Consider the following 11,706-nt stretch of genomic DNA (forward strand, 5'->3'; position numbering starts at 1 on the left):
ATGGCATTAGCCTCCTTTTACCAGCAGCAGCGGGGCCGTCTGCTGCTGGCTTTACTGAGCGGCGCCTGTGGCACGCTCGCCTTTTCCCCTTATGATTTCTGGCCTGCCGCCCTGCTTTCGCTGTTCGGCCTGCAACTTCTGACGTTGAACCGCACCAGTCCTCAGGCCAGCGCCATTGGTTTCAGTTGGGGGTTTGGCCTGTTTGGCAGCGGTATTAACTGGGTTTATGTCAGCATTGCCACTTTTGGCGGCATGCCTGGCCCGGTGAACGTTTTTCTGGTGGTCCTGCTGGCGGCTTACCTCGCGATTTATCCGGCGCTGTTTACCGGCATCCTGAACCGGATTTGGCCACGTCCCACACTGTGGCGACTGGCGCTGGCCGCTCCCGCGTTATGGCAGGTGACGGAGTTTTTGCGCGGCTGGATTTTAACCGGCTTTCCGTGGTTGCAGTTTGGCTACAGTCAGATTGATGGCCCGCTAAAGGGGATTGCGCCGCTGGCTGGCGTGGAAAGTATTACCTTCCTGCTGATGGTCATTGCGGGTTTGCTGGTTTATGCGCAGCAGCGACGTCAGGTGAAAAGCCTGGTGGGCGCGCTCGCGTTACTGGCAATATGCTGGCCGTTGCGTTATCTGCACTGGTATCAACCTTTACCCCAGCAGGCGGTCGATGTCGCGCTGGTGCAGGGCGATATTCCCCAGTCGATGAAGTGGGACCCGCAGCAGTTGCTGAACACGCTGCGCATTTATAACGATTTAAGCCAGCCGCTGATGGGAAAAGCCCCCATTATTATCTGGCCGGAGTCGGCAATTACCGATCTGGAAAGTAACCAGCAACCGTTCCTGCGTTCGCTGGATGCCGAACTCCGCGCGCGCGGTAGCGCACTGGTGACCGGTATCGTGGATTCGCGCCTGGAGCAGAATCGTTATCATGATTACAACACGGTTATTGTGCTGGGCGGGCCGAAGCCCTACAACTACTTCAGCACTAACCGCTATCAGAAAAACCATCTGGTGCCGTTTGGTGAGTTTGTTCCCATGGCGGATTTGCTGCGCCCGCTTGCCCCCTTCTTCGATTTGCCGATGTCTGCCTTCAGCCGCGGTGCCTATTTGCAGCCTCAGCTCAATGTGGCGAATTATCACCTTACGACGGCGATTTGCTACGAGATCGTGTTGGGTGAGCAGGTGCGGGCGAACTTCCGTCCGGACACCGACTTTCTGCTGACCGTCTCTAATGATGCCTGGTTTGGTCACTCGATTGGTCCCTGGCAACACTTCCAGATGGCGCGTATGCGCGCACTTGAGCTGGGCAGACCGCTGCTGCGCGGCACCAATAATGGCGTAACCGCCGTGGTGAATGCCAATGGCGATGTGGAAAAGGTTCTGCCGCAATTCACGCGCGGCGTACTCGTGGATAAGGTAACGCCTACCCGCGGCGAAACGCCATACTCGAAAGCCGGGCTCTGGCCGGTATGGATAGCGACAGTGCTGGCCGGGTTACTGGCCTTCATCCGACGTCAGCGCTGACACGCTGTGGTGAAGCGCTGCTTCGCCACAGCCTTTCGCGGTGTCTTAATCCGCACGCTGTTTCCCTTCCCCCTTTTACTGCATTTGTTTCTGCTTCTGCTTCTGCTTCTGCTTCTGCTTCTGCTTCTGCTTCTGCTTCTTCAGTCAAACCGCCCGTTCACCCCACTGTCATTTTATTCTGGCACGATGATTGCTAAATGTTTCTGTATTCCTGCAACGCGGGGCTTGTTACCCACGATGGCATGGGCGTAATGCACCATTAACGCTCAATCTGCGCACCTTCCGCGTGCATGGACGCGCGATTGCCTTTTTTTGGTGCGAATGCCATCGCAAAAAAGAAACTTTTTTGTTTCATTAGGTTAACAATCCGCTATGTTAGTGAATATTCTTAAGCGCAGACGCGCGAGGGAATAATAAGAAAAGCAGTGCAAAATACACACAACATCACACTCAGTACAGGGTTGATCCTGTGCAATTTCCACACGAAGGAGTTGGAACATGCAATTACGCAAAGTGGCATTATCTCTTTTGCTGTTGAGCGCAGCAGCGGGAGCGGCCCAGGCGGAAGATCTCAGCGGTACCCTGAAAAAAATTAATGACAGTGGCGTCATTGTTATCGGGCATCGCGAATCGTCAGTTCCCTTTTCATATTACGATAACCAACAGAAAGTCGTTGGCTATTCACAGGCTTATTCAAACGCGATTGCTGATGCCATTAAAGCGAAGCTGAATAAACCTGATCTGCAGATCAAAATGATCCCGATTACTTCACAGAACCGTATTCCGCTGCTGCAAAACGGCACCTATGACTACGAATGTGGCTCAACGACCAACAACCTTGAGCGCCAGAAACAGGCGGCCTTTTCCGACACCATTTTTGTTATCGGTACCCGCTTGCTGGTTAAAAAAGGCAGCCCAATTAAGGATTTTGACGATCTGAAAGGCAAGACTGTCGTGGTGACCTCAGGTACGACGTCAGAAGTGCTGCTGCATAAACTGAACGACGAGAAAAAGATGGATATGCGCATCATCAGCGCCAAAGACCATGGTGATTCGTTCCGTACGCTGGAAACCGGTCGTGCCGTGGCCTTTATGATGGATGACGCCCTACTGGCTGGCGAACGCGCTAAAGCGAAAAAACCGGATGACTGGGTCATTATCGGTACGCCACAGTCTAAAGAAGCTTATGGCTGTATGCTGCGCAAAGACGATCCGCAGTTCAAAAAGCTGGTTGATGACACCATTGCAAAAGCCCAGACCTCCGGCCAGGCAGAAAAATGGTTCGACACCTGGTTTAAACAGCCTATTCCTCCTAAAAACCTGAACATGAACTTTGAATTGTCTGATGACATGAAAGCCCTGTTCAAAACGCCGAATGATAAGGCGCTGAATTAACAACGATAACAAGGGCGGCGCTGTCGCCCTCTCGATTGCTGAAACCGCGGCGTGGACAGACCGCCTGATCGGGTCGTTCCCCTGACTCAGGCGCATTAAGCCGTTCATCAATCTTCAGGGTAGCTCTGCTACCCTTTTTTACCGGAGTTCGTTATGGGTATCGATTGGAACTGGGGCATTTTTCTCGAACAGGCCCCGTTCGGAAATACCACCTATCTCGGCTGGTTGTGGTCCGGTTTTCAGGTGACAATTGCTGTCTCCTGCTGTGCCTGGATTATCGCTTTCTGCGTAGGTTCATTCTTTGGCATTCTGCGTACCGTGCCTAATCGGCTGCTGGCAACGATTGGCACCTGCTATGTGGAATTGTTTCGTAACATCCCCCTGATCGTGCAGTTCTTCTTCTGGTATCTGGTGGCGCCAGAGCTGGTTGGTCAGAAGCTTGGCATGTGGTTTAAGTCGGAGCTGGATCCCAACCTGCAGTTCTTTATCTCGTCGGTGATCTGTCTGGGCCTGTTTACCGCCGCACGCGTCTGCGAGCAGGTGCGCGCGGCGATTCAGTCTTTGCCGCGGGGACAAAAGAATGCCGGGCTGGCAATGGGCCTGACGCTGCCGCAAACCTATCGCTATGTGTTGCTTCCTAATGCTTACCGCGTGATTGTGCCGCCAATGACGTCAGAAATGCTTAACCTGGTTAAAAACTCGGCGATTGCGTCGACGATCGGCCTGGTGGACATGGCTGCGCAGGCGGGCAAGCTGCTGGACTATTCCGCACACGCCTATGAATCGTTTACGGCCATTACGCTGGCCTACATTGCCATCAACCTGGTGATTATGTTTTTAATGAGCCTGGTTGAGCGCAAAGTGCGTCTGCCCGGCAATATGGGAGGCAAGTGATGTACGCGTTTGACTGGAGTTCCATTCCTCCCAGCCTGCCTTACCTGCTTAATGGTCTGGTCATTACCTTTAAAATCACCCTTACGGCGGTGGTCTTTGGCATCCTGTGGGGCACGCTGCTGGCGGTGATGCGTTTGTCGACCTTCAGGCCCATCAGCTGGTTTGCCAAACTGTACGTTAACCTGTTCCGTTCGGTACCGCTGGTTATGGTCCTGCTGTGGTTTTATCTGGTGGTGCCGAGTTTCCTGCAGCAGGTGCTGGGTATTTCCCCTAAAACCGACATTCGTTTGATTTCGGCAATGGTCGCCTTTTCGCTGTTCGAAGCGGCGTATTATTCGGAAATCATTCGCGCCGGCATCATCAGTATTGCGCGTGGGCAATCCAGCGCGGCGCTGGCGCTGGGCATGACGCAGTGGCAGTCCATGCGCCTGGTGATTCTGCCTCAGGCGTTTCGTGCCATGGTTCCGCTGTTACTGACCCAGGGCATCGTCCTGTTCCAGGATACCTCGTTAGTGTATGTGCTGAGCCTGGCGGACTTCTTCCGCACCGCCTCCACCATCGGTGAGCGTGACGGTACCCAGGTTGAGATGGTGTTGTTTGCCGGTCTGGTCTACTTCGTGATCAGCCTGAGCGCGTCACTGTTGGTCAGCTATCTAAAAAGAAAAAGGACGGTTTAAATGATTAGCCTGAAAAACGTTTCTAAGTGGTATGGTCAATTTCAGGTGCTGACCGACTGCTCTACCGAAGTCAAGACCGGTGAAGTGGTTGTGGTATGCGGGCCGTCAGGCTCGGGCAAATCGACCCTGATCAAAACCGTGAATGGCCTGGAACCTGTGCAACAGGGCAGCATTACGGTAAACGGTACTGAAGTGAACAATAAAAAAACCAATCTGGCCAAACTGCGCAGTAAGGTCGGCATGGTGTTTCAGCACTTCGAACTGTTCCCTCACCTGAGCATTATTGATAACCTGGTGCTGGCGCAGGTCAAAGTCTTAAAGCGCGACAAAACCGCCGCCCGCGAGAAAGGCCTCAAATTGCTGACTCGCGTGGGCCTGTCAGCGCATGCGGATAAGTTTCCCGGCCAGCTCTCGGGCGGTCAGCAGCAGCGTGTCGCGATTGCGCGGGCACTCTGTATGGATCCGATTGCCATGCTGTTTGATGAGCCGACCTCCGCACTCGATCCCGAAATGATCAATGAAGTGCTGGACGTTATGGTCGAACTGGCCCAGGAAGGCATGACCATGATGGTCGTGACACATGAAATGGGCTTCGCCCGTAAGGTGGCCAATCGGGTGATCTTTATGGACGAAGGAAAAATTATCGAAGACACCCATAAAGATGACTTCTTTAATAATCCACAGTCTGAGCGGGCAAAGGATTTCCTGGCAAAAATTCTGCACTAAACGTCAGGCGGGCACAAAGCCCGCCTGCTTCTTCTACGGCTCAAAAGGCTGACGATAAAACTGATCGTGATTGCATTCGGGGCAACGTGACAGCGTTTCCGGCGTATAAATGGCGCGAGTGAAGTGGCATTTTTCGCAGACCAGATTGCCCAGGCCCACCACCTCACCACTTTGGTACACACCGTGATGTTGCAAATCCTGAAAAACCTCACGCCACTCTAACTGGCTTTTATCCGTAATATCTGCCAGCTCCTTCCAGATGCTTTCCCGAATCACGCGCATAAAAACGGAGTCGGCGACCGGCTCTTCCGCCTCTGCATAGTTACGGCCAAACTCTGCCAGATCGCGACGCACCGACGTCAGCGCCCGATCGATTTCGTCCGGCGTCAGATCGGAGTGCGCTTGTAAATGACGGCGCCGATCGTCAACTAACGTATCCAGATCGCGATCGCCGTGGCGAAGACGTTCGGTTAATACCGCCAGTGAGGCGTGATATTCCTGGGCCACTTTATTCATTTTATTCTCCTTTTTGCGCTCAGTACCTGTACTAAGTTTAGCTACTTTGTCACATTTGCCCGGCTCGCTGGGTAAGGAAGCGTAAAAGAGTGAAAGCAGGGATGCGTTGACGATAAATCGCCCCCGTAAAAGTGGGAAGTGTTGTTGATGTGCGGCCTTATGGGTATGCTATGCGGATCGTAAAGTCAGCAAAGTGTCATCTATTAAGGACCACAGGCAGCCATGCAAGAGCAATACCGCCCGGAAGAGATTGAATCCCGCGTTCAGCAGCAGTGGGATGAAAACGAAACGTTTAAAGTGACTGAGCAGGAAGGCAAAGAGAAGTACTACTGCCTGTCTATGCTGCCCTATCCTTCTGGCCGCCTGCACATGGGCCACGTTCGTAACTACACCATCGGCGACGTCATTGCGCGTTATCAGCGCATGCTCGGCAAAAACGTGCTGCAGCCAATTGGCTGGGACGCCTTCGGTCTGCCTGCGGAAGGCGCGGCGGTCAAAAACAATACCGCGCCGGCGCCCTGGACTTATAACAACATCGCGTACATGAAAAACCAGCTTAAGCTGCTGGGATTTGGCTATGACTGGAGCCGCGAGCTGGCGACCTGTCAACCGGAGTATTACCGCTGGGAACAGTGGTTCTTCACCAAACTGTATGAAAAAGGCCTGGTGTACAAAAAAACCTCGGCGGTGAACTGGTGCCCGAACGATCAGACCGTACTGGCCAACGAGCAGGTTATCGATGGCTGCTGCTGGCGCTGTGACACCAAAGTCGAGCGCAAAGAGATCCCACAGTGGTTCATTAAAATCACTGATTACGCCGAAGAGCTGTTAAACGATCTGGATACGCTGGAAGAGTGGCCTGAGCAGGTCAAAACCATGCAGCGTAACTGGATCGGCCGTTCTGAAGGGGTGGAAATCACCTTTGACGTGGCAGACAGCAGCGAAAAAGTGACGGTTTATACCACGCGTCCGGACACCTTCTACGGCGCGACCTATGTCGCTGTCGCCGCCGGTCATCCGCTGGCGGCACAGGCGGCGGCCAGCAACCCTGCTCTGGCTGATTTTATCGCAGAATGCCGCAACACCAAGGTAGCCGAAGCCGATATGGCCACCATGGAAAAGAAAGGCATGGCGACAGGCCTGTCTGTCGTGCATCCGTTAACGGGTGAACGCCTGCCTGTCTGGGTCGCGAACTTCGTCCTGATGGAATACGGTACGGGTGCGGTCATGGCCGTGCCGGCGCATGACCAGCGCGACTGGGAATTTGCGACCAAATACGATCTGCCGATCAAACCGGTTATCCTCAATCTGGACGGCAGCGAGCCTGACGTCAGCGCCGCCGCGATGACCGACAAAGGTACGCTGTTTAACTCTGCCGAGTGCAGCGGCCTGGATCACAGTGCCGGTTTTAACGCCATTGCAGATGCGCTGGCGGCAAAAGGCGTTGGCGAGCGTAAAGTCAACTATCGCCTGCGCGACTGGGGCGTTTCTCGTCAGCGTTACTGGGGCGCGCCGATTCCGATGGTAACCCTGGAAGATGGCACCGTCATGCCGACACCAGAAGACCAGTTACCGGTGATTCTGCCGGAAGATGTGGTTATGGACGGCATTACCAGTCCGATTAAAGCCGATCCGGACTGGGCAAAAACCACCGTGAACGGTCAGCCTGCGCTGCGCGAAACTGATACCTTTGACACCTTTATGGAATCGTCGTGGTACTACGCGCGTTATACCTGTGCCGACTACAAGGACGGTATGCTGGATCCGGCTGCAGCAAACTACTGGCTGCCGGTAGATCAATATGTCGGCGGTATCGAACACGCCATCATGCACCTGATGTATTTCCGCTTCTTCCATAAACTGCTGCGTGATGCAGGCCTGGTGAATTCGAATGAGCCAGCCAAACGTCTGCTGTGCCAGGGCATGGTGTTAGCGGATGCGTTCTATTATCTGGGCGTTAACGGCGAACGTAACTGGGTTTCGCCGGTTGACGTGACCGTCGAGCGCGATGAGAAAGGCCGCATTGTTAAAGCCTTAGATACTCAGGGCCGCGAGGTGATTTACGCGGGCATGAGCAAAATGTCCAAGTCGAAAAACAACGGCATCGATCCCCAGCTGATGGTTGAGCGCTATGGCGCCGATACCGTCCGTCTGTTCATGATGTTTGCCTCGCCTGCGGATATGACGCTGGAGTGGCAGGAATCCGGTGTGGAAGGGGCAAATCGCTTCCTGAAACGTGTCTGGAAACTGGTCTACGATCATTCACAGAAAGGTGCAACGGTTGCCCTGGACGTCGCCAGCCTGAATGACGATCAGAAAGCGTTGCGCCGCGACCTGCACAAAACCATTGCCAAAGTGTCGGATGATATTGGTCGTCGCCAGACCTTTAACACCGCGATTGCGGCGGTCATGGAGCTGATGAACAAGCTGGCGCGTGCGCCGCAGGACAGCGAGCAGGATCGTGCGTTGATGCAGGAGGCCTTACTGGCCGTGACGCGTTTGCTGTATCCGTTCACCCCGCATGCCAGCTACGTGCTGTGGCAGACGCTGGGCGGCGAAGGCACTATCGACAATGCGGAATGGCCAGTGGCAGATGACGCCGCAATGGTCGAAGATTCTCTGCTGATCGTGGTGCAGGTCAACGGTAAAGTGCGGGGTAAAATTACTGTGGCAGCCGAGGCTACACAGGAGCAGGTTCAGGCGCGCGCTGCTGAGGAGCCCCTGGTGGCGAAATACCTTGATGGTGTGAGCATTCGTAAAGTCATTTATGTACCGGGCAAACTGCTTAACCTGGTTGTGGGTTAAGTTCAGGAGGAACTGTGCGACATCCGATTATCAGGTTGTTTGTCATGCTGGCGGCGTTGATCACCGCTGGCTGTGGTTTTCACCCGCGCGGCACCACTCAGGTGCCGACGGAACTGCGAACGCTGGTCTTAGAAACGGGCGATCCTTACGGGCCGCTGACGCGCGTGGTGCGTCAGCAGTTGCGAATCAACAACGTTAACATCGTTGAAGCGACGCAGAAAAACAGCATGGTCGTACCGACCCTGCGTCTGGGCGGGGAATCTCAGGGTCGAAGCACCGCATCCGTCTTCATCAGCGGCACCACCGCTGAATATCAGATGGCGATGGTGGTTACGGCTCAGGTCTTGATTCCCAACAAAGGGATCTACCCTATCAGCACGACCGTTTATCGCTCGTTCTTTGATAACCCGAACGCGGCCCTGGCGAAAGATGCGGAACAGGACATGATCACCCAGGAGATGCGTCAACGTGCAGCCGAACAACTGGTTCGTAAGCTGTTGGCGGTACATGCGGCCCAGATGGACAGCCCGCAGACATCCTCTTCGTCAACGGTGGCAAAACCGGTTCACTCTGCTGCGGGAACGGCCTCTTCCGCGGCACCCCTGACGCAATGATCAGGATTTATCCGGAACAACTCAGCGCGCAGCTCCGTGAGGGGCTGCGCGCCTGTTATTTATTAACCGGCAATGAACCTCTGTTGTTGCAGGAAAGTGCGGATGCCATTCGCGCCAGCGCCGTGGCGCAGGGCTTTGAAGAACATATGAGTTTTACCCTGGATGCACAAACAGACTGGGACAGCCTGTTTGTCAGTTGCCAGTCAATGAGCCTGTTTACTCAGCGACAGACGCTTACATTGCAGTTTCCTGAAAATGGCCCCAATGCCGCCATCGCCGAACATCTGATCACGCTCGCCTCGCTGCTTCATGAGGATATTTTGCTGATTTGCCGGATGGCGAAACTCAGCAAAGCGCAGGAAAACAGCGCCTGGTTTAAAGCGCTGTCAGCCCATGCAGTGCTGGTCCCCTGCCAGACGCCGGAGCAGGCGCAACTGCCGCGCTGGGTCACCAGCCGGGCCAAAGCGATGAAGCTCGCGATCGACGATGCGGCGGTCCAGCTACTCTGTTACTGCTACGAAGGTAACCTGCTGGCGCTGGCGCAGGCACTTGAACGTCTGTCTCTTCAGTGGCCTGATGGCAAGCTCACGCTACCGCGCGTTGAAGCCGCAGTCAGTGATGCCGCGCACTTTACGCCTTATCACTGGGTCGACGCGCTACTGGCAGGCAAGAGCCGTCGCGCACTGCATATCCTGCAACAGTTGGAAAGTGAAGACAGCGAAGTGACGATATTGCTGCGGACGCTGCAGCGCGATCTGATGACTCTGCTGCACCTGCGACGTCATCAGACACAGCAACCTCTGCGTACACTGATGGATCAACAGCGCATCTGGCAAAATCGCCGTCCTCTCTTTACTGAGGCGTTGCAGCGCCTTGATGCAGCGCGCTTACAACAGGCAATCCATCTGTTGACGCAAATCGAAATTACGCTGAAACAGGATTATGGACAATCGGTCTGGCCACAGTTGCAAACGCTGTCAATGCTGATTGCCAACCGTGCTTTTCCCGCGAGTTTTGCCCATGTCTGATTTACACGCCCTGTTTGGCGGCACCTTCGACCCGATCCATTTCGGCCATTTACGCCCGGCAGAAGCGCTGGCGCAGCAAACTGGCCTGGCCCGGGTTACCCTGTTGCCCAACAATGTGCCGCCGCACCGGCCGCAGCCGGAAGCCAGTCCGCAACAGCGCCTGGCGATGCTGCGGTGCGCTATTCGCGATCTGCCGCTTTTTGATATCGATACGCGCGAACTGCAACGGGACACGCCCTCATGGACTGTCGATACGTTAGAAGCCATACGGGCTGAACGTGGCGATCAGCCGTTAGGGTTTATTATCGGTCAGGACTCATTACTGACGCTTGCAAAATGGCATCGCTGGCAGGATTTACTGAGCCTGTGTCATCTGCTGGTGTGCCAGCGACCAGGCTATCCGACTGAGATGGCGACGCCGGACATGCAGGACTGGCTGGACAGACACGTGATCCACGATCCTCAGGAACTGCAGCAGCGTCCGGCCGGCGGCATCTGGCTGGCAGAAACCCCGCTCTATGCCATTTCAGCTACCGAAATTCGCAAGCGTCGTCATCAACATCTCGCCTGTGACGATTTACTGCCCGCCTCGGTAATCGACTATATCGACCGCGCCGGCTTATATCGCGACTGATATGGGCGTGATATACTACGCCGCTAAATTTTTCGGCTGTATCCCGGGCGTCAGCCAGCCCGCTCTCACCAGTTTTTAAAGGGGAACCTTTTGCAAGGTAAAGCACTCCAAGAGTTCGTTGTTGATAAGATTGATGATTTGAAAGGTCAGAACATCGTCACCCTCGACGTTCAGGGTAAATCAAGCATTACTGATTTCATGATCATCTGCACCGGCACCTCGACGCGCCACGTTACCTCAATCGCTGAACACGTTGAGCAGGAATCCCGCGCCGCCGGCCTGATGCCGCTGGGCGTTGAAGGCAAGACGGCCGCTGACTGGGTTGTGGTCGACCTCGGTGAAGTCATCGTGCATGTGATGCAGGAAGAGAGCCGTCAGTTATATGAACTGGAAAAGCTCTGGGGTTAAGCGGTGAAATTGCAGCTTGTTGCCGTCGGCACCAAAATGCCTGACTGGGTGCAGACCGGTTTTATGGAATACCTGCGTCGTTTTCCCAAAGACATGCCGTTTGAACTGACGGAAGTTCCGGCGGGCAAACGGGGTAAAAATGCCGACATCAAACGCATCCTGGAAAAGGAAGGTGAAGCGATGCTGGCCGCCACAGGTAAAGGCAACCGGATTGTCACGCTGGATATTCCCGGACAGCCCTGGGAAACCCCACAGTTGGCCCAACAGCTGGAACGCTGGAAACAGGATGGCCGCGATGTCAGCCTGCTGATTGGCGGCCCGGAAGGGTTAGCGCCAGCCTGCAAAGCGGCGGCGGAACAGAGCTGGTCGCTTTCGGCCTTAACGTTGCCTCATCCGCTGGTGCGCGTGCTGGTTGCCGAAAGCCTCTATCGCGCATGGAGCATTACGACAAATCATCCTTATCATCGTGAATAACCGATAAGCTC

At 54.8% G+C, this 11,706-nt stretch carries 12 protein-coding genes; 11 read left to right on the forward strand and 1 reads right to left on the reverse strand.

Features of this window, described 5'->3' with window-relative positions; all coding sequences use genetic code 11:
- From lnt to C1N58_RS12035, 5 genes are all read left to right on the forward strand, one after another.
- Complete coding sequence (lnt, locus tag C1N58_RS12015; protein WP_394564207.1) at nucleotides 1-1,524, forward strand: apolipoprotein N-acyltransferase; 1,524 nt, start codon at nucleotides 1-3, stop codon at nucleotides 1,522-1,524.
- 498 nt (nucleotides 1,525-2,022) lie between these two features.
- Entirely contained in the window at nucleotides 2,023-2,919 is an 897-nt protein-coding gene (locus tag C1N58_RS12020; RefSeq protein ID WP_033739290.1) for an amino acid ABC transporter substrate-binding protein, read from the forward strand.
- Between the two features lie 153 nt (nucleotides 2,920-3,072).
- Nucleotides 3,073-3,813 (forward strand): amino acid ABC transporter permease, encoded by a 741-nt coding sequence (locus tag C1N58_RS12025; protein ID WP_006118418.1) that lies wholly within the window; start codon nucleotides 3,073-3,075, stop codon nucleotides 3,811-3,813.
- Nucleotides 3,813-4,490 carry a glutamate/aspartate ABC transporter permease GltK gene (gene gltK / locus C1N58_RS12030; protein ID WP_006118417.1) on the forward strand — a complete coding sequence of 226 codons (678 nt, stop codon included), beginning with the start codon at nucleotides 3,813-3,815 and terminating at the stop codon, nucleotides 4,488-4,490. Before C1N58_RS12025 ends, gltK begins: the two co-directional genes overlap by 1 nt.
- Entirely contained in the window at nucleotides 4,491-5,216 is a 726-nt protein-coding gene (locus tag C1N58_RS12035) for an amino acid ABC transporter ATP-binding protein (RefSeq protein WP_039342886.1), read from the forward strand.
- Nucleotides 5,217-5,249: 33 nt separating this feature from the next.
- Here C1N58_RS12035 and C1N58_RS12040 read toward each other — a convergent pair whose 3' ends face one another.
- Nucleotides 5,250-5,732 (reverse strand): zinc ribbon-containing protein, encoded by a 483-nt coding sequence (locus tag C1N58_RS12040; protein WP_006118415.1) that lies wholly within the window; start codon nucleotides 5,730-5,732, stop codon nucleotides 5,250-5,252.
- A gap of 222 nt (nucleotides 5,733-5,954) precedes the next feature.
- Here C1N58_RS12040 and leuS point away from each other — a divergent pair, with 222 nt between their 5' ends.
- The 6 genes from leuS to rlmH all read left to right on the forward strand — a co-directional run bounded on the left by leuS (nucleotide 5,955) and on the right by rlmH (nucleotide 11,695).
- A complete protein-coding gene (leuS, locus tag C1N58_RS12045) occupies nucleotides 5,955-8,537 on the forward strand; it encodes a leucine--tRNA ligase (protein WP_394549807.1) in 2,583 nt (860 codons plus the stop codon).
- Between the two features lie 14 nt (nucleotides 8,538-8,551).
- Complete coding sequence (gene lptE / locus C1N58_RS12050; protein ID WP_394564208.1) at nucleotides 8,552-9,151, forward strand: LPS assembly lipoprotein LptE; 600 nt, start codon at nucleotides 8,552-8,554, stop codon at nucleotides 9,149-9,151.
- Nucleotides 9,148-10,179, forward strand: coding sequence for a DNA polymerase III subunit delta (holA, locus tag C1N58_RS12055; protein ID WP_394549808.1), 1,032 nt, complete (start codon nucleotides 9,148-9,150; stop codon nucleotides 10,177-10,179). The genes lptE and holA overlap by 4 nt, the downstream gene beginning before the upstream one ends.
- Complete coding sequence (nadD, locus tag C1N58_RS12060; RefSeq protein WP_394549809.1) at nucleotides 10,172-10,813, forward strand: nicotinate-nucleotide adenylyltransferase; 642 nt, start codon at nucleotides 10,172-10,174, stop codon at nucleotides 10,811-10,813. The genes holA and nadD overlap by 8 nt, the downstream gene beginning before the upstream one ends.
- Before the next feature lie 90 nt (nucleotides 10,814-10,903).
- Entirely contained in the window at nucleotides 10,904-11,221 is a 318-nt protein-coding gene (rsfS, locus tag C1N58_RS12065; RefSeq protein ID WP_006118410.1) for a ribosome silencing factor, read from the forward strand.
- Nucleotides 11,222-11,224: 3 nt separating this feature from the next.
- Nucleotides 11,225-11,695 carry a 23S rRNA (pseudouridine(1915)-N(3))-methyltransferase RlmH gene (gene rlmH, locus C1N58_RS12070; protein ID WP_006118409.1) on the forward strand — a complete coding sequence of 157 codons (471 nt, stop codon included), beginning with the start codon at nucleotides 11,225-11,227 and terminating at the stop codon, nucleotides 11,693-11,695.
- Nucleotides 11,696-11,706: the final 11 nt, after the last annotated feature.

Source organism: Pantoea sp. SGAir0180 (assembly GCF_043546245.1).